The organism is Stenotrophomonas sp. LARHCG68, assembly GCF_052871705.1.
Window position 1 is genome coordinate 215,653 of sequence record NZ_JBIXJV010000003.1, and the last position, 18,077, is coordinate 233,729.

12 protein-coding genes and 1 riboswitch are annotated in these 18,077 nt (G+C 67.4%); of the genes, 6 read left to right on the forward strand and 6 right to left on the reverse strand.

Annotation, left to right across the window (positions count from 1 at the left end):
- The first annotated feature begins 48 nt into the window (after positions 1-48).
- From ACIPR8_RS12145 to ACIPR8_RS12160, 4 genes are all read left to right on the forward strand, one after another.
- Positions 49-819, forward strand: coding sequence for a phosphatase PAP2 family protein (locus ACIPR8_RS12145; RefSeq protein ID WP_446541189.1), 771 nt, complete (start codon positions 49-51; stop codon positions 817-819).
- Positions 816-2,477, forward strand: a complete 1,662-nt coding sequence (locus ACIPR8_RS12150; protein WP_446541190.1) for a phosphoethanolamine transferase — start codon at positions 816-818, stop codon at positions 2,475-2,477. The genes ACIPR8_RS12145 and ACIPR8_RS12150 overlap by 4 nt, the downstream gene beginning before the upstream one ends.
- Positions 2,478-2,658: 181 nt before the next feature.
- Positions 2,659-4,662: a M2 family metallopeptidase gene (locus tag ACIPR8_RS12155; RefSeq protein ID WP_446541191.1), complete on the forward strand. Its 2,004-nt coding sequence runs from the start codon at positions 2,659-2,661 to the stop codon at positions 4,660-4,662.
- A gap of 188 nt (positions 4,663-4,850) precedes the next feature.
- Positions 4,851-5,429: a hypothetical protein gene (locus ACIPR8_RS12160; RefSeq protein ID WP_446541192.1), complete on the forward strand. Its 579-nt coding sequence runs from the start codon at positions 4,851-4,853 to the stop codon at positions 5,427-5,429.
- A gap of 362 nt (positions 5,430-5,791) precedes the next feature.
- Here ACIPR8_RS12160 and ACIPR8_RS12165 read toward each other — a convergent pair whose 3' ends face one another.
- Both ACIPR8_RS12165 and ACIPR8_RS12170 read right to left on the reverse strand, forming a co-directional pair.
- Positions 5,792-6,208 carry a hypothetical protein gene (locus ACIPR8_RS12165; protein WP_192286340.1) on the reverse strand — a complete coding sequence of 139 codons (417 nt, stop codon included), beginning with the start codon at positions 6,206-6,208 and terminating at the stop codon, positions 5,792-5,794.
- A 70-nt stretch (positions 6,209-6,278) separates the two neighbouring features.
- Entirely contained in the window at positions 6,279-7,499 is a 1,221-nt protein-coding gene (locus tag ACIPR8_RS12170; RefSeq protein ID WP_313255496.1) for a multidrug effflux MFS transporter, read from the reverse strand.
- 327 nt (positions 7,500-7,826) lie between these two features.
- Positions 7,827-7,935, forward strand: a riboswitch (glycine riboswitch).
- 110 nt (positions 7,936-8,045) lie between these two features.
- Here ACIPR8_RS12170 and gcvP point away from each other — a divergent pair.
- Positions 8,046-10,910, forward strand: coding sequence for an aminomethyl-transferring glycine dehydrogenase (gcvP, locus tag ACIPR8_RS12175; protein ID WP_446541193.1), 2,865 nt, complete (start codon positions 8,046-8,048; stop codon positions 10,908-10,910).
- Between the two features lie 389 nt (positions 10,911-11,299).
- On the opposite strand, the gene ACIPR8_RS12180 is transcribed toward gcvP, so the two are convergent.
- The 3 genes from ACIPR8_RS12180 to ACIPR8_RS12190 form a co-directional block, all read right to left on the reverse strand.
- Complete coding sequence (locus tag ACIPR8_RS12180; RefSeq protein ID WP_446541194.1) at positions 11,300-13,957, reverse strand: M1 family metallopeptidase; 2,658 nt, start codon at positions 13,955-13,957, stop codon at positions 11,300-11,302.
- Between the two features lie 158 nt (positions 13,958-14,115).
- The gene (locus ACIPR8_RS12185) at positions 14,116-15,075 is read right to left on the reverse strand and encodes an MBL fold metallo-hydrolase (protein ID WP_446541195.1); all 960 of its coding nucleotides are present in this window, start codon (positions 15,073-15,075) and stop codon (positions 14,116-14,118) included.
- Positions 15,076-15,288: 213 nt separating this feature from the next.
- On the reverse strand, positions 15,289-15,888 hold the full coding sequence (locus ACIPR8_RS12190; protein WP_446541196.1) for a nitroreductase family protein: 600 nt from the start codon (positions 15,886-15,888) through the stop codon (positions 15,289-15,291).
- 296 nt (positions 15,889-16,184) lie between these two features.
- On the opposite strand from ACIPR8_RS12190, the gene ACIPR8_RS12195 reads away from it, so the two are divergent.
- The gene (locus tag ACIPR8_RS12195; RefSeq protein WP_192286345.1) at positions 16,185-17,006 is read left to right on the forward strand and encodes a methyltransferase domain-containing protein; all 822 of its coding nucleotides are present in this window, start codon (positions 16,185-16,187) and stop codon (positions 17,004-17,006) included.
- On the opposite strand, the gene ACIPR8_RS12200 is transcribed toward ACIPR8_RS12195, so the two are convergent.
- Positions 17,000-18,058 (reverse strand): metal-dependent hydrolase, encoded by a 1,059-nt coding sequence (locus tag ACIPR8_RS12200; RefSeq protein ID WP_446541197.1) that lies wholly within the window; start codon positions 18,056-18,058, stop codon positions 17,000-17,002. The two genes, ACIPR8_RS12195 and ACIPR8_RS12200, sit on opposite strands and share 7 nt — an antisense overlap.
- Positions 18,059-18,077: the final 19 nt, after the last annotated feature.

The following is an 18,077-nucleotide window of genomic DNA, read 5'->3' on the forward strand; positions in this document are numbered from 1 at the left end:
AAGGGGGCACAGCATGCGCCCATCAACCCCTGATGGTGCGCCTGTTCCATGCCCCCCTTCGCTTCTGCCCGCCCGTGGCGCCCGGCGCTGCCGGGAGCCCGCCTGGAGTTCGCCACCCGGGCCCTGTTGATCCCCGCCGCGGTGCTGCTGCTTGCCAGCGTCGTGTTGATGGCCGGCAGCGGCGACCAATGGCTGGCTGACCAGCTGTATCGCTGGCAGGGCAGCCACTGGGCACTGAAGGACGCCTGGTGGAGCAGCCACCTGGTCCACAAGGGCGGCCGCAACCTGAGCTTCCTCGCCGCCGCACTGGTCATGCTGGCCCTGCTGCGCACCTGGTTCAACGCGTCATGGCGGCCACTGCGTCGCCCGCTGTCCTACCTGCTGATGGCGGTGGCCCTGTCCAGTGGACTGGTGTCCCTGCTCAAGAGCTGGACCCACATGGACTGCCCATGGGACCTGGAACGCTACGGCGGACTGCGCCCCTTCATCGGCCTGTTCGAGTCGCGCCCGGTCTCACTGGGCCATGCGGCCTGCTTCCCGGCCGGTCACGCCAGCGCCGGCTACGCCTGGCTGGCGATCTACTTCTTCATGCTGCAGGTCCGCCCGCAATGGCGCTGGCCGGCAACCCTCTCCGTGCTGGCGGTCGGCCTGGTGTTCGGCATCACCCAGCAGCTGCGCGGCGCGCACTTCCTGTCCCATGACCTGTGGTCGCTGGCGATCAGCTGGACCGTGGCCGTTGGCCTGTACCTGGTCATGTTCGAGCCCTCCCCGTCCACCGCAACCGCAACCCTGCCAAAGGCACCGGGAGAGCACGCATGAGCACCACCCTGCCCCGCCCCGGTGCTTCCCGCCTGTCCTGGAGCGCGCTGCGCGACTGGCGCCCGGAGATCAGCAGCGAAGCCTTGATCCTGCTGTCCAGCATCTTCTTCGCCGTGCTGTGCAATGGCCTGTTCTGGCGCAACGCCATGGCCACCAACCCGGGCAACGGCCTGTTCGCGTTGTCCCTGTTCACCCTGCTGGTCGGCGTGCACGCATTGCTGTTCGGGCTGCTGGTGTGGCGCTGGAACGCCAAGGTGCTGCTGAGCGTGCTGTTCATCACCACCGCGTTTGCGGTGCACTACATGAGCAGCTTCAACGTGTACCTGGACGCGGACATGCTGCGCAACGTGCTTGCCACCGACCACAAGGAATCCGGCGAGCTGATGACCGCGGCCTTGATCCTGCCCTTGCTCGGCTACGGCGTGCTGCCCACCGCTCTGCTGTGGCGGCTGCGCATCCGCAGGCGCAGCGTCGGCCGCACCTTCCTGTGGCGTGGCGTGTTCCTGCTGGGCGTGGTGCTGGTCACCGCCGCCGGTGCGATGGCGTCCTTCCAGAACATCTCCTCGCTGATGCGCAACCACCGCGAAGTGCGCTACCTGGCCACGCCGGTGAACTATCTGATCGCGCTGAAGCAGAACCTGTCCAGTGCCAGCCCGATCAAGCACCAACCGAAGCAACCGATCGGCACCGATGCCCAGGCCACGCCGCGCGCGGCGGGCAGCAAGCCCCGCCTGCTGGTACTGGTGGTCGGTGAAACCGTGCGTGCCCAGAACTGGGGCCTGAACGGCTACGCCCGCCAGACCACGCCGGAACTGGCGCAGACCGGCGCGATCAACTTCCCCGACATGCATGCCTGCGGCAGCAGCACCGAAGTCTCGCTGCCCTGCATGTTCTCGCCCTACGGCCGCCACGACTACGACGAGAAGGCCATCCGCAACCACCAGTCGTTGCTGCACGTACTCGAGCATGCCGGCATCAGCACCCTGTGGCGCGACAACCAGTCCGGCTGCAAGGGCGTATGCGATGGCCTGCAGATCGAACGGCTGGACGATGCCACCCTGCCCGGCCTGTGCGCCAACGGCCGCTGCATGGACGAGATCCTGATCAACGACCTGGCCGCGCAGGTCCGCGCCAAGCCGGGCGACCGCGTGGTGGTGCTGCACCAGCTGGGCAACCACGGCCCCAGCTACTTCGATCGCTATCCGGCGCAGTTCCGCCAGTTCGCCCCGACCTGCGACACGGCCGACCTGGGCAAGTGCAGCCGCGAACAGATCGTCAACAGCTATGACAACGCGATCCGCTACACCGACCATTTCCTGAGCCGCACCATCGCCAGCCTGCGCGAGATGGGCGACTACGACACCGCCATGATCTACCTCTCCGACCATGGCGAATCCCTCGGCGAGAAAGGCCTGTACCTGCACGGCATGCCCTATGCCATCGCGCCGGAGGAGCAGACCCGGGTGCCATTGCTGATGTGGTTCTCGCCCGGCTTCGCCGCCGACCGCGGGCTGGACCTGCAGTGCCTGCGCCAACGCACCCAGCAGCGCGCCGACCAGGACAACCTGTTCCCCTCGGTGCTGGGGCTGATGCAGGTGCGGACCTCGGTGTACGACCGCAGCCGCGACCTGTTTGCCGATTGCACGACCCCGTCGTAGGAGCGTCTTCCGGCGCGGGGCCGATGACCCCGCGCCCTGCCAAAGCCAGGAGGCTGCCGGAATCCCGGCTTCGCGGCCGAGACCACTCCTGCCGCGCCCCCTCCCTGACCTGGTCCACTTGCAGGGCCCGCCCCGCCCCACTAGCCTTCGCCGGTATTCGCAACCATTACCGGGGATTTCCGTGAAACATCGTCATCTGTTGCTGGCCGCCGCCGTGGGCGTGGCCGTGCTCTCGCTGGCTGCCTGCAAGAAGGAAGGCACGCCGGAGGCCGCCAAGCCGGCCACCAGCGCCGCCGCACCGGCCGAAAGCGCCGACCAGTTCATCGCCCGCGTCAACGCCGAGTACAAGGCGATGTACCCGGAGATGACCTCGGCGCAGTGGCTGTCGTCCACCTACATCAACGACGACTCCGCGCGCGTGGCCGCCAAGGCCAACGAACGCTGGCTGACCACCCTCAACGGCTGGATCGAGCAGGCCGGCAAGTACGAGGGCCAGCCGATGAGCGCCGACACCGCCCGCGCGATCAGCCTGCTCAAGCTGATGACCTCGATGCCCGCCCCGCGCGACCCGCAGAAGCTGGCCGAGCTGGCGGCCATCGCCACCAAGCTGGAAGGCGACTACGGCGCCGGCACCTACTGTGTGGGCGAAGGCGACAGCCGCAACTGCCGCCAGCTGGGTGACCTGGAGAAGGTACTGGCCACCTCGCGCGACTACGACAAGCAGCTCGATGCCTGGCAGGGCTGGCAGTCCACCGCCGTGCCGTCGCGCGCCAACTACCAGCGCTTCGTCGAACTGGTCAACGAAGGCGCCCGCGAACTGGGCTATACCGATGCTGGCCAGATGTGGCGCAGCGGCTACGACATGCCGGCCGACCAGGTTGGCCCGGAAACCGATCGCCTGTGGGAGCAGGTCAAGCCGCTGTACGAGCAGGTGCATTGCTATACCCGCGCCAAGCTGGACAAGGAATACGGCAAGGACAAGGCGGAAGTTGGCGGCGGCATGATCGCCGCGCACCTGACCGGCAATATGTGGCAGCAGGATTGGAGCAACCTGTGGGACATGACCGCGCCGTACCCGAACGCGGGCAGCCTGGACATCACCGCCGCGCTGGAAAAGCAGTACCAGACCAACCTCAGCGCCGCCCTGGCCAAGGCCGGTGGCAGCGACCCGGCGAGCCGCTTCAAGGCACAGCGTGACGCGGAGCTGGCCACCGCCCGGCAGATGACCGAGCGCGCGCAGGACTTCTACGTGTCGCTGGGCATGCCCAAGCTGCCGGAGAGCTACTGGCAGAACACCCAGTTCATCAAGCCGATGGACCGCAACGTGGTCTGCCACGCCAGCGCCTGGGACATGAACATGGGCGGTGACGGCAAGGACGTCGGCCCGGACGTGCGCACCAAGATGTGCATCACCCCGACCGAGGAGAACTTCACCACCATCTACCACGAGCTGGGCCACATCTATTACGACCTGGCCTACAACCCGCTGCCGCCGCTGTTCCAGGGCGGTGCCAACGACGGCTTCCACGAGGCCATCGGTGACACCATCGTGCTGGCGATGACGCCGAAGTACCTGAACTCGATCGGCCTGGTCGGCGCGCAGCAGGAAAGCCGCGAGGCCACCATCAACGCGCAGATGCGCATGGCCATGTCCGGCGTGTCGTTCCTGCCGTTCGGCCTGATGATCGATCGCTGGCGCTGGGGCGTGTTCGACGGTTCGATCAAGCCGGACCAGTACAACCAGAAGTGGTGGGAGCTGAAGGCCCAGTACCAGGGCGTGGCCCCGGCCAGCGCGCGCGGCGAGGAGTTCTTCGACGCCGGCGCCAAGTACCACGTGCCGGGCAACACCCCGTACCTGCGCTACTTCCTGGCGCGCATCCTGCAGTACCAGTTCTACAAGGGCCTGTGCGATGCGTCCGGTTACACCGGCCCGCTCAACGAGTGCAGCTTCTATGGCAACAAGGAAGCCGGCCAGAAGTTCTGGGCGATGCTGAGCAAGGGCTCCAGCCAGCCGTGGCAGGCCACGCTCAAGGAGCTGACCGGCAACGACAAGCTCGACGCCGGCCCGATGCTGGAATACTTCGCCCCGCTGCAGGAATGGCTGAAGCAGCAGAACGAAGGCCAGATGTGCGGCTGGACGGCAGCACCGCCGGCGGCCGTCGCCGCACCGACGAGCACGCCGTAAACACGACGGACCGGGTTGACCACGAAGGGCGCCGTTACGGCGCCCTTCGTTCATCCACGGTCAGGCGCATGACGGAGATCATGCGGATGCGGGCCAGGCTCCACCGGCCCGACATTGACAGCCCTCATTGGCATGAACATCTTGCCCGCCTACTCCTGGAGACCCGAATGCCCCCTGCAGCGCGCACCGTGTTTTTCCTCCTGCTCGCCACGCAGACTGCGGCCGGATGGGCTGCACAACACACCGAGCCCCTCCGCGTCGGCTACACCGAACGCGATCGCGCCTTCGGCTTCACGTTCACACCGCCGGCGGGCAAGGACTGGAAACAGGACAAGTGGGGCAGCGGAAACCTCAGCGTCGACTGGAACGCGGGCTCGACCACCGACAGCAGGAAGATCGAGGCCTACATGACCCGGCCCGATGTCCCGACCAGCCCCCTTTCCGGCTACATCGAGAACATCCGGCGCAAGCTGGAGCAGGACTTCTCCAACAGTCCCGTCGCCACCATCAACCACCTGCAGGTAAGCGAATACCGGGCGGACAAGCGCTGCGCCAGCATCCACCTGCGGCTTGAGCTGCGGCAACCCGCCGCCGATGGACAACGGCAATGGGCCGAGCAATACACCTTGTCCTGCGGTTCGCCGCGCTACGCCGATGTTGGCTACGAACTGCGCTACTTCCACCGCTACACCGACGCGCACCGCGACCCGAACCTGCAGGCCAAGGCCGAGCAGGTGCTGGGCAGCATGCGGATCGAAGAGGACTGATTACCGGGCCAGGCGGCTGGATGGAAGGCCGCTCCTGCGGATCCCTGGCAACCGGATCGGCGTGCCATCGGGGCCCATGGCGTCATCGTTGCCGCTTTTCCCAGCACCGTTGCCACTTCCTGCGGCATCGCTGGAACATCCCACCCGATGCGTGCCATCCGAAGCGGCATGACTGACGCTTTTTTCGACATCCGTGCCGCTTCAACGGGCAATGCCGGCGTTCCATGCGACATCACCGGCACAGGGGCGACATCGCTGCACCTTGAAGGGATGGGCCTGCCGCTCCAGGTGACACGCCCGCCGCAGAAACAACAAAGGCGCCCTCGGCGCCTTCGCTGATCCGGCAACTTCCCCGCAGACGCTCAATGCGTGCCAGCGGCGCTCTTCGCGCCCACGCCCAGCTCACCGGCCAGGTTGCGCTTGTAGGTGTCGAAATCGATGCCCTGCTCGGCTACCTCGGCGTGCGCGGCGTCCTTCAGTGCGTCGGAATACATCAGGCGCACCGGGGTGTTGTTGTTCTCGTGCCATTCGGCGGCCTGCATGATCAGCGCCAGCACGCGTGCGGCGCTGGTGGTCTCGCCGGCGATCTTGCCGTCCATGCCCAGCACCCACTCGCCGTCGCGGCGGACGATGCCCGCCAGCAGGCTGCGCTGCTGGTCACGCAGTTCGGCGTGCGGCTCGACCTTGGCCTTCGGTGCCGGGTTGGCCTCGGCCTGGTTGCGGGCGCGCTCGGCCAGTTTCTTCTTCGCCTCGCGGCGGCCCTTGGATTGAATCGACATCGTGATGTGCTCTTTGCCGTCGCCGCTGATGGCGGCAGGGATAGTGTCCCCGATCGGGGGTGAAGATGGATCAGGCCGCCGGGGTGTTGCGTTGGGCGCGCTGGCTGATGCGCTCCCACTTCCACATCAGCCCGCTGCCCAGCGCGAACAACGCCGCGCCGATGGCCAGGCTCAGGCCACTGCGGCTGAGCAGCGGCGACAACACGCCGGCGATGACCGCATTGGTCACCAGCGTGCTGAAGGCCTGCATCGAGGAGGCCGTGCCGCGCTGGCGCGGGTACATGTCCAGGATCGCCAGGCTCAGGATCGGGAAGATCAGCGCCACGCCAAACGAATTGAGGGTCAGCGCCAGCACCGCCCACGGCACGCTCATCTGCGGGGCCAACGCGTTGTAGGCGATGTTGTAGACCGCCGCCACCGCCATGAACGCATAGCCGATCCGCACCGCGCGCGCGCCGGCGATGCGCCCGGCCGCGCGGCCGGAGGCATAGGCGCCCAGCGCCATGCCGCCGATGGTCGGGATGAACAACCAGGCGAACTGCTGCTCGTTCAGGTGCAGCAGGTCCAGGATGAAGGCCGGTGCCGAGGCGATGTACAGGAACAGCCCGCCAAAGCCCAGCGAGCCGGCCAGGGCCAGGCGCAGGAAGCGCGGGTTGACCGCGATGCTCCAGTAATCCTGGGCCAGCCGTGCCGGGCGCAGGCTCAGCCGGGCCTGCGGCGGGTGGGTTTCCGGCAGCCACAGGCAGGTAACCACCAGCAGCAGCGTGGAGAACGCCACCAGGAACCAGAAGATGCCCTGCCAATGGCTCCAGCCCAGCAGCCAGCCACCGATGATCGGGGCGATGGCCGGGGCGATGGAAAAGATCATCGACACCTGGCTCATCAGCCGCTGGGCGTCGTCGCCGTCGTACAGGTCACGGATGACCGCCCGGCCGATGATGTAGCCCACGCCGGCGGACAGGCCCTGCAGGCCGCGGAACAGCAGCAGCGAGCCCATGTCGCGCGACAGCGCGCAGCCGATCGAGGCCAGGATGAACACCACCAGCCCGCCGATGATCACCCGCTTGCGGCCCAGCGCATCGGACAGCGCGCCGTGGACCAGGCTCATCAGCGCATAGGTGAGCAGGTAGACGCTGATGACCTGCTGCATGGCCAGTTTGTCGGCGCCCATCTGCGCGCCGATCTGCGGGAACGCGGGGAACACCGCGTCGATGGCGAACGGGCCGAACATCGACAACCCGGCCACCAGCGCGGCGATCCGTCGCAGCGAAACCTGCTTGCTTGCTTTCATGGCTTCCTGTGAAACAACGTGCATCGGCACCGGCAGGCACACCGGTGCGGGAGAGAAAAATGAACAGGGCCGGACACGGTAACGCCGCGCGGCCATATCGCGCCTGTTTATCCGGACATGAACCCGCGTCAGCCCGCGGTACCGGCCTCCCCGCCCACCGCGTGCAACGCGCGATCCTCGGGCCGGGAACGGAATGGTAATCCAAGCCGGTGCGCAGGTCTGCCCCGGGCTATAATCGGCCGGCTGTACGAACACGGTGGGAGAAGCGGCTGACCCCGCTGCCGAAGGCGCAAACGCCCGTAAATCGCTCAGGCCCGATACCACCTGCACCAAAACTCTGGAGAGACCGGTTCAATCCGGCGCCGAAGGGGCACGAAGCACACGATCCTCGTCGCGTTGCTTCCAAACTCTCAGGCAAAAGGACAGAGGGGCGCGAGGCAAGCCACCGGCTTGCCGGCCGTGATGCCGCCTGCGCGGCAGCGGGGCCGTACCGGTGCTTGCCTGGCTCACCGCCCCAGCCCTGCATGCCTTCTCCGGACGTCAGCCATGACCCAGAACACCCCTTCGCTGCGCGAACTCGAACACTCCTCCGCGTTCGTCGACCGCCACATCGGCCCCAACGATGCCGAAATCGCGCAGATGCTGCGCACCGTTGGCCATGATTCGCTTGAAGCCCTGACCGACGCCATCGTGCCGGGCTCGATCAAGTCGCCGGCACCGCTGGCGCTGCCCGAATCGCTCACTGAGGTCGAGGCGCTGGCCAAGATCCGCGCCATCGCCGGCAAGAACAAGGTGCTGCGCAGCTTCATCGGCCAGGGCTACTACGGCACCCACACGCCGAACGTGATCCTACGCAACATCCTGGAAAACCCGGCCTGGTACACCGCCTACACCCCGTACCAGGCGGAGATCTCGCAGGGCCGCATGGAAGCGCTGATCAACTTCCAGACCCTGGTCGCCGACCTGACCGGCATGGAGATCGCCAACGCCTCGCTGCTGGACGAAGCCACCGCTGCCGCCGAGGCGATGACCCTGGCCAAGCGTTCGGCCAAGTCCAGGTCCAAGGTGTTCTTCGTGCACGACGCCGTGCACCCGCAGACGCTGGAACTGCTGCGCACCCGCGCCGAGCCGATGGGCATCGAGCTGCAGGTCGGCACCCCGGCCGAAGCCATGACCGCCGACGTGTTCGGCGTGCTGCTGCAGTACCCGGACACCACCGGCCACATCGGTGACCACAAGGCGCTGGTGGAGGCCATCCATGCCCGCCAGGGCTTGGTCGCCGTGGCCACCGACCTGCTCGCGCTGACCCTGATCGCCGCTCCCGGCGAATGGGGCGCGGACATCGCCATCGGCAACAGCCAGCGTTTCGGCGTGCCGTTCGGCTTCGGTGGCCCGCATGCGGCGTTCATGGCCTGCCGTGACGCCTACAAGCGCTCGATGCCGGGCCGCCTGATCGGCGTGTCGGTCGATGCCGAAGGCAAGCCGGCCTACCGCCTCACCCTGCAGACCCGCGAGCAGCACATCCGCCGCGAGAAAGCCACCTCCAACATCTGCACCGCGCAGGTGCTGCTGGCGGTGATGGCCTCGATGTACGCCGTCTACCACGGCCCGGAAGGCCTGCTGCGCATCGCCCGCCGCACCCACCGTCTGGCCGCGATCCTGGCCAGCGCGCTGCGCACGGCCGGTGTTGCTGTGGGCAATGACTTCTTCGACACCCTGCACGTCACCGGCGTTGACGCCGCGGCGGTGCAGGCCAAGGCCGTGGCCGCCGGCATCAACGTGCGCGTGATCGATGCCGGCGCGGTCGGCATCAGCCTGGACGAAACCGCCACCCGCGCCGACATCGTCGCGCTGGGCCAGCTGTTTGGCGCCACGGTCGACGTGGATGCACTGGACGCCGCCACCGCCGATGCCCTGCCCAAGGGTCTGCTGCGCACCAGTGCGTTCCTGACCCACCCGGTGTTCAACACGCACCACAGCGAGCACGAGATGCTGCGCTACCTGCGCTCGCTGGCCGACAAGGACCTGGCGATGGATCGCACCATGATCCCGCTGGGCAGCTGCACCATGAAGCTCAACGCCACCGCCGAGATGATCCCGGTGACCTGGCCGGAGTTCGCCAACATCCACCCGCTGGTACCGGCCGACCAGGCGCAGGGCTACAAGGAACTGATCGACGGGCTGGAAGCGATGCTGGTCGAATGTACCGGCTACGACGCGGTGAGCCTGCAGCCGAACTCCGGCGCGCAGGGCGAATACGCCGGCCTGCTGGCGATCCGCGCCTACCACCGCTCGCGCGGCGAAGGCCATCGCGACATCTGCCTGATCCCGGATTCGGCGCATGGCACCAACCCGGCCTCGGCGCAGATGTGCGGCATGACCGTGGTGGTCACCAAGACCGATGCCAACGGCAACGTCGATGTCGATGACATCCGCCGCAACGCCGAGAAGTACAGCGACCGCCTGGCCGCGATCATGATGACCTACCCGTCCACGCACGGCGTGTTCGAGGAAGAGGTGGTCGAGATCTGCCAGATCATCCACCAGCACGGCGGCCAGGTGTACACCGACGGTGCCAACATGAACGCCCTGGTCGGCGTGGCCAAGCCCGGCAAGTGGGGCTCGGACGTGTCGCACCTGAACCTGCACAAGACCTTCTGCATCCCGCACGGCGGCGGCGGCCCGGGCGTGGGCCCGTGCGCGGTCAAGTCGCACCTTGCCCCGTTCCTGCCGGGCAAGCTCGGTGACAACGGCCCGGTCGGCATGGTCAGCGCGGCCAGCTTCGGCAGCGCCTCGATCCTGCCGATCAGCTGGATGTACATCACCCTGATGGGCACCGCGGGCCTGCGCAAGGCCACCCAGGTGGCACTGCTCAATGCCAACTACATCGCCACCCGTCTGGCCCCGCACTACAAGACGCTGTACACCGGCCGCAACGGCCTGGTGGCACACGAGTGCATCCTGGACGTGCGTCCGCTGGAGAAGACCTCCGGCATCGGCGCCGAGGACGTGGCCAAGCGCCTGATCGACTTCGGCTTCCACGCCCCGACCCTGAGCTTCCCGGTCGCCGGCACGCTGATGGTGGAGCCGACCGAGAGCGAATCGCAGCACGAGCTGGACCGCTTCATCGACGCGATGATCCAGATCCGCGAGGAAATCCAGGCCATCGAGGACGGTCGCCTGGACCGCGAGGACAACCCGCTCAAGCACGCCCCGCACACCGCCGGCGCGGTGTCGGCCAGCGAGTGGACCCACGCCTATCCGCGCGAACTGGCCGCCTTCCCGCTGCCGTCGCTGAAGCTGCAGAAGTACTGGCCGCCGGTGGCACGCGTGGACAACGTGTACGGCGACAAGAACATCATGTGCGCCTGCATCCCGGTGGATGCGTACAAGGAAGACGTGGAAGCCTGATCGGCTTCTGCGGTGGCCTGATGTGACAAAGCCAGCCGGTGCGAACCGGCTGGCTTTTTGTTTGGGTGCTGGGGGCTGGGTGCTGGAAGCTAGAAGCTGCCCTCACCCCAACCCCTCTCCCGCAGGCGGGAGAGGGGCTTTAAAACGGCAATTGCCAGCAATGCTTCAACCTGCAGGGAACTGAGCCCCTCTCCCGCACGCGGGAGAGGGGCTTTAAAGCGGCAATTGCCAGCAATGCTTCAACCTGCAGGGAACTGAGCCCCTCTCCCGCAAGCGGGAGAGGGGCTATAAAGCAGCAATTGCCAGCAATGCTTCAACCTGCAGGGAACTGAGCCCCTCTCCCGCAAGCGGGAGAGGGGTTGGGGTGAGGGCAGCCTCCCCGAAGCGCCTCAGTACCCGTTCTTCCGCAACCAGGCATCCACCTGCGGCTTGCGCTCGGCGCGCAGCTTCACCCGCGTCTGGATACCGGCGATCACCGTCTCCGCATCGCGGCGCGAGGTGGCGGCGATGTACTTGTCGGCGAAGGCGTTGATCTTGTCGACCATCTGCAGGTTGTCGGCCGAGGCCCCCAGCTGCGGGAAGTAGCCTGCCCGCGAGGTACCGTCCACCAGCGTCTCCACCTTCTCGCGGTTGGCCACCGCGAAGTCGAAGGCCAGGTCCGGGTGCTCGCGCGACACGCCGCCGATCATGCCGGCACCGTTGGTCGCGCCCGGCTCTTCGGTCAAGGCCATGTCCAGCGCACGCTGCGCCAGCGTCACGTCCTTGCTCTGCGCCAGCAGGTGGTAGTACTGGTCGCGCACCATCGAGGACGTCTCCTTCTTCGCCAGGGCATGCAACTGCTCCCAGGTCGCGGCATCGGCGTGTCGTGCGACCACGCCCAGCACGGTGCGGCGCAACTCCGGCGACAGCGATTCGGGCTTGGCCAGGAAGGCGGCGAAGCGGCGGCGCGCTTCGGCGATCACCTGCGGGTCGTCCATCGCGCCGAGCATGGCGATCAGGCCGCCGCGCAGCTGGCGCGTCTGCGCCGATTCGCCGTCCCGGTCATCCCAGCCCAGCGAGGCCAGCACCGGCTCCAGGCGAGCGTAGGCGTACTTGCGGAATGCTGCCTGGCGCGTGGCATCACCTTCGAACAGGTCGTCCAGCCCACCCAGCGTGCGCGACACGCGCTGCCACAGGTCCGGCGGCGCATCGCCGGCCACCTTGGCGGTGAGGTCCAGCGTATCGGCCTCCGGCTGCAGGCCGACGGCTGCCAGCGCGCTGGCATCCATCATCACGCCGAGCTGGTCGACCACCGGCAGGCGCTCGAAGCCGTCGCTCAATGCCTTGAACTGCTCCGGCGAGTACAGCGTGCGGTAGTAGCCCTTCTGCCCGGCGTTGACCAGTACCGGCCCGGCGCAGCCCGGCAGGTCGACGGTGGCGCTGCCATCGACCAGGGTACGCACGTCCTTGCCGTCGGCGCCGCGCAGGGTCACCGGCACGCGCCAGCGCAACGGCTGCTTGTCCTTGCGGTCGATGGTGTATTCGCCCTGCTGCAGCGTCACCCGGGTCTTGCCGTCGATGCAGGCGCTGGCGCTGCGGATCAGCGGGATGCCCGGCTGCAGGGTGAAATCGTGTGCCACTTCGATGAACTGCTTGTCCGGCGCCGCCTTGGCGATCTCGCGCCAGAGGTCATCGGTGACCGCATTGCCGTAGGCATGCGCGCGCACGTAGCTGCGCACGCCATCGCGCCATGCGTCGCTGCCCACGTAGTCCTCGAACATGCTGATCACCGCCGCGCCCTTGCCGTAGGTGATGCCGTCGAAGGCCTGGCTGGCCTGCTCCACGGTGGCCACGTGCTGCACGATCGGATGCGTGGTCGCCATCGCGTCGCGCCCCATCGCACCACGGCTGGTCATGGCCGCGTCGACGTTGTTCAGGTCCCACTCCGGGTGCAGCTTGCGGGTGGTGCGGCCTTCCATCCAGGTGGCGAAGCCTTCGTTGAGCCACAGGTCGTCCCACCACGCCATGGTCACCAGGTTGCCGAACCACTGGTGCGCGATCTCGTGCGCGGCGATGCTGAAGACCGCCTGCTTGTCCGAGACGCTGGAAACCGCCGGGTCCAGCAACAGCGCGTATTCGAAGGTGAAGATCGCGCCCCAGTTCTCCATCGCGCTGAAGAACTGGCTGCCGCCCGGCGCAGCCACGTTGTCGAGCTTGGGCAGCGGATAGGGCACGCCGAAGTAGTCGTTGTACTCGGCGATCACGTCACGGCTGGCGTCCAGCGCGAACTGCGCCTGCGACAGCTTGCCGGCCGGCACCACCACGCCGATCTCGGTGCCGTTGTCGGCGGTGACGGCGCTACGCTCGAACTCGCCGGCCGACATGAAGAGCAGGTAGGTCGACATCTTCGGCGTGGTCTGGAAGACCACCTGCTTGAGCCCGTTGCCCAGCTCGCGGGTGCCGGTGGCCGGCATGTTGCTCACCGCCATCTGCGCGCTGGGCACGTTGAGGGTCAGGTCGAAGGTGGCCTTGAACCCCGGCTCGTCCCACGAGGGGATGAAGCGCCGCGCATCGGAGTTCTCGAACTGGGTGAACAGCGCGCGCTTCTTGCCCGAGTCGGTCGGGTAATCCAGCGCGAACAGCCCGTTGGCCTGGGTATTGATGGTGCCGCGGTACGCGGTGCTCAGCGTGTAGCGCCCCGGTGCCAACGGCTTGTCGAAGGCGAAGGTGGCGGTCTGGTTGTCGGCATCGACGCTGACCTTGGCGACCAGCGGCTGGCCCTTGCCGCCATCACTGAGGCGGCTGTCGCCGAACTCCAGCGCAGCGGCCTGCAGCACGATGCGGTCGGTGGCCGACAACACCTCGATGTCGATGCTCACCTTGCCGTCGAAACGCATCTGCTCCGCATGCGGGGTGATCTCCACCCGGTAGTGCAGCGGCTTGGCCGTGCGCGGTAGCTGGGTGGTGATCTCGGCGACGCCCGGCGCCGAGGGAGCGACCTGCGCGAACGAAGGAACGGCAACAGTGGCTAACGCCACCGCAATGGCTGCAGCAAGGGAGCAACGCATCAAGTCTTCTCCTGGACGGAAGAAACAAAGGGATGAACGACAGTGCGCCGATCATCCGCTTCGCCCAGGGGTGCCGACAGCGCCGGAAGTCATACCGGCGCCGATGCACGCGTTGCCGGCGGCGCCGTGGATCTCAAATCATCACGGCGCGACGGCGATTACTTCCACTCCATCTCACCCTTGGCCACCTTGGCACTGAGCGCCAGCGAGTCGGCGCCCTTCAGGGACGGATAGCGCTTCTGCATGGCCTCGACCAACTGCGCGGCATCCTTCGCCTTGGCGGCCTCCTCGTCGAAGGCACGGATGTAGTCGGCGGTGAACGTCACCGCGGCCAGGTCCTGCGGCGCGCCTTCGGCGTAGTGGCCGGGGATCACGCGCGCCGGCTGCAACGCGGTGATGCGCTCCAGCGCGGCCAGCCAGTCCTGGTGCGACTGCGGCGTCTGCGTATCGGCCATGAACACATGTTGCCCGGCATCCACCAGCACGCCGCCCATCACCGTGCGGATCGACGGCACCCACAGCGCGGTGCGCTCGGGGCTGGGGCCCTCCAGGCCGATGACCTTCAGCGCCTGCCCTTCCAGCGTCAGCGTGTCGCCCTGCAGCGGCGTCGGCACCAGCAGCTCGGCCGGCGCGTTCGCGCCGAGTTGTGGCCCCCACACCTTCAGCTTGGCGTCCTTGGTCGCCTGGATGTGCGCCACCGTCTGCGGCGTGGCGACGATCCGCGCGTCCGGGAATGCGGCATGCAGCGTGGACAGGCCGAAATAGAAGTCCGGGTCGCCGTGGCTGATGTAGATGGTGGTCAGCTGCTTGCCGGACGCCTTGATCTTCTCCACCAGTTGGGCGGCCTCGGCGGTGGAGAACTGCGCATCGACCAGGATGGCCTCGCGCGCGCCACTGACCAGTTCGGAGGACACCGCGAAGATGGCGCGCTCGCCCGGGTTGAACACCTCCACCGACAAGGGCGCCGGCGCAGGCGTCACCGCTTCCCCGGCGGCCACCGCCGGGACCTGCGGGGCATCCGCCGTGGCCGGCGCATTCCGGTCACAAGCCGCCAGCAGGGCCGTGGCCAGCAACAGGGCAACCGGCAGCAGGTGTTGGGGGTTCGTCTTGAACTTCATGGTGTCTCCCGGGTTCGGATCGGCACCGCCGCGACGGTGCGCGGCAGCGTGCAGTGGTGCGTGCAGGCCGGCAATGCTGGCAAGGCAACGGTTAGCGGGCCGTCAAACGGCAGGCGCGAGCCCTGATGCACGCCCATGAAAAAGCCCGCCAGCGAACTGGCGGGCCATCCGGCTTGCATCAACGCGCGGGGGAGAGCGTCGTGCCGACGAGGATCAGCCGAACACCTTGAAGCGGGCTTCGTCTTCCATGTAGGTCTTTTCGCCGTGCGGGGCCTCGTTGGAACCGAACGGCATCTGCGCGCGCAGGGTCCAATGGGCCGGCACGCCCCAGGCTTCACGCACGCCCTGGTCCACCAGCGGGTTGTAGTGCTGCAGGCTGGCACCGATGTCGGCATCGGCCAGCGCGGTCCAGACCGCGAACTGCGCCATGCCGTTGGATTGCTCGGCCCAGACCGGGAAGTTGTCGGCATACAGGGCGAACTGCTCCTGCAGGCCCTTGACCACGTCGGTGTCGACGAAGAACAGCACGGTGCCGGTGCCGGCGGCGAAGCTGTTGAGCTTGCCTTCGGTGGCGGCGAACGCTTCGGCCGGGACGATCTTGCGCAGTTCGTCCTTGGCACGCTCCCAGAACTTCTGGCTCTCGGCACCGAACAGGATCACCGCACGCGAGGACTGCGCGTTGAAGGCCGACGGCGCCTCGCGCACGGCCTGCTTGATCAGGTGGGTGACGTCGTTCTGGCTCACCGGCAGGCTCTTGCCCAGGGCGTACTGCGAACGGCGCTTCTTGAACAGGGAAATGGCTTGGCTGGACACGGTCGAATCCTCTTGGAGATGGAAGCAGACCGGCGGGCTGCCGATCCGTGCTTGACGGGGCCCATTCTATTTGCCGACAAATTCAGAACAATTACCCATTAGCCAATAAATCGTTTCATTTTCAGAACAAATATCGCAGCCACCTGCGATCCAAGGCCCGGCCAGCGGCGGCAGGCCCTGGCGCGGCCTGCTGATAACCCCCCGTTTCCAGCACAGAACCGCTGGTCATCAGCGCGCATGCGCCGCGCTAACGGTTACTGGCGATACTTTCCCGATTCCTGCAACGCGCTGTACCCATGACGCTCAACGACTTCCCCTACCTGCACGGCTTCTCCGCCACCGAGCAGGCCCGGCTGCGCAAACAGGCGCGGCTGTTCGAACCGTCCATCTTCCAGGACATCGACTTCGGCAACTCCCGCCACGTGCTCGAGGTGGGCAGCGGGGTGGGCGCGCAGACCGAGATCCTGCTGCGCCGCTTCCCGGACCTGCAGGTCACCGGCATCGACCTCAACGAGCGCCAGCTGGCCGCCGCCAACGAACACATGGCGCAGATGCCGTGGCTGCGCGAGCGCTGCAGCTTCCAGCGTGCCGATGCCACCGACCTGCCGTTCGAGCCACGCAGCTTCGACGGTGCGTTCCTGTGCTGGGTGCTCGAACACGTCCCCTCCCCGGCCCGTGCACTGGCCGAAGTACGGCGCGTGCTCAGCCCCGGCGCGCCGGTGTACGTGACCGAGGTGATGAACGCCTCGTTCCTGCTGGACCCGTACTCGCCCAACCTGTGGCGCTACTGGATGGCCTTCAACGACTTCCAGATCGACAGCGGCGGCGACCCGTTCGTCGGCGCCAAGCTGGGCAACCTGCTGCTGGCCGGCGGCTTCCGCGACGTGCAGACCCGCACCAAGACCGTGCACCTGGACAACCGCGAGCCGGCCCGGCGCAAGGTGATGTTCGCGCTGTGGGAGGAGCTGCTGCTGTCGGCGGCCGACCAGTTGCTGGAAGCCGGCAAGGTCGACGCGGCCACGGTCGACGGCATGCGCCGCGAGTTCGGCCAGGTGCAGAACGACCCGAATGCGGTGTTCTTCTATTCCTACGTGCAGGCCCAGGCCACGGTCTACTGAACGCCCGCGGCAGCCGGCCGGTCCTGCGGGGCCTGCCAGATCCGCTGCCACACCTGCCCCAGTCGCTGCCGCAGCACGCCGCGGTTGCCGGCTTGCCGGTAGGCCGGCAGCACCTGGCGCGGGGCGATGCCCCGCCAGCCATCCCCGTCGGCTGCGGCCACGGCGAAGTTGAAGTTGTAGTCCGGCTCCAGCCCCATGCGCAGGTCACTGAGCACCAGCTCGCCGTCCTGCACCTGGGCGCGCATGAAACCGTGGTTGAACCAGGCCAGCCGCGCGACTGCGGGCAAGTCCGCGGCCTGGCGCAGGGCCTGCACGTTCGACGGATGGCCGCTGAACTGCATCGGGCCGTGGTCGGCCCACAGCGAGCGGTCGCCGACGACATAGCCCTGCGGGGTCATCGCCACCACCCGCCACAGGACGGTATTGAAGGGCATCGGCACCGAGAAGCGCGGCGCGTCGGCCAGCCCCATGCGGGCCAGCGCCTGGTCGGCGGCGCGATCGACCTGCGCCTTGGCCAGCAGCGACCAGCCCAGGTAGCCCGTGCTCAGCACCAACCCCAGCACCAGTGCCCGCTGCGCCAGCGGCCTGGCCCGCGCGAACCACGCCACCGTACAGCCAAGCAGCAACCACACGGTGTACAGCGGGTCGATGATGAAGACGCTGGACCACATCGTCGGTGGCGGTGCCAGCGGCCACCACAGCTGCGTGCCGTAGACGGTGAAGGCATCCAGCAGCGGATGGGTGACCAGCGCCAGCACGATCGCCCACCACCAGCGCGCCGGCGCGGCGGCCACCCGGCCCTTGTCGTAGCGGCGGAACAGCCACCAGATCAGCGTGCCCAGCAACGGCAGCACGAGCAGCGAGTGGCTGAAGCTGCGGTGGATGGTCATCAGGCTCACCGGGTTGTCGGTGAAGGCCCAGATCAGCGCCCCATCCAGGTCTGGCAACGTGGCCAGCGCCGCACCTGCCAGCAGGGCGGCACGACGGTGGGCGGCAGGCGTGATGGCGGCGGCGATGGCACCGCCAAGGACGATCTGGCTGAGGGAATCCATGCACCGATGCTAGCAGCCG

What these genes read in the sequence shown, in the direction of transcription:
- ACIPR8_RS12150 (WP_446541190.1), top strand. Translation starts at nt 816, where the DNA reads ATGAGCACCACCCTGCCCCGCCCCGGTGCTTCCCGCCTGTCCTGGAGC.
- ACIPR8_RS12185 (WP_446541195.1), bottom strand. Translation starts at nt 15,075, where the DNA reads ATGAAGTTCAAGACGAACCCCCAACACCTGCTGCCGGTTGCCCTGTTG.
- ACIPR8_RS12170 (WP_313255496.1), bottom strand. Translation starts at nt 7,499, where the DNA reads ATGAAAGCAAGCAAGCAGGTTTCGCTGCGACGGATCGCCGCGCTGGTG.
- ACIPR8_RS12195 (WP_192286345.1), top strand. Translation starts at nt 16,185, where the DNA reads ATGACGCTCAACGACTTCCCCTACCTGCACGGCTTCTCCGCCACCGAG.
- gcvP (WP_446541193.1), top strand. Translation starts at nt 8,046, where the DNA reads ATGACCCAGAACACCCCTTCGCTGCGCGAACTCGAACACTCCTCCGCG.
- ACIPR8_RS12145 (WP_446541189.1), top strand. Translation starts at nt 49, where the DNA reads ATGCCCCCCTTCGCTTCTGCCCGCCCGTGGCGCCCGGCGCTGCCGGGA.
- ACIPR8_RS12200 (WP_446541197.1), bottom strand. Translation starts at nt 18,058, where the DNA reads ATGGATTCCCTCAGCCAGATCGTCCTTGGCGGTGCCATCGCCGCCGCC.
- ACIPR8_RS12165 (WP_192286340.1), bottom strand. Translation starts at nt 6,208, where the DNA reads ATGTCGATTCAATCCAAGGGCCGCCGCGAGGCGAAGAAGAAACTGGCC.
- ACIPR8_RS12180 (WP_446541194.1), bottom strand. Translation starts at nt 13,957, where the DNA reads ATGCGTTGCTCCCTTGCTGCAGCCATTGCGGTGGCGTTAGCCACTGTT.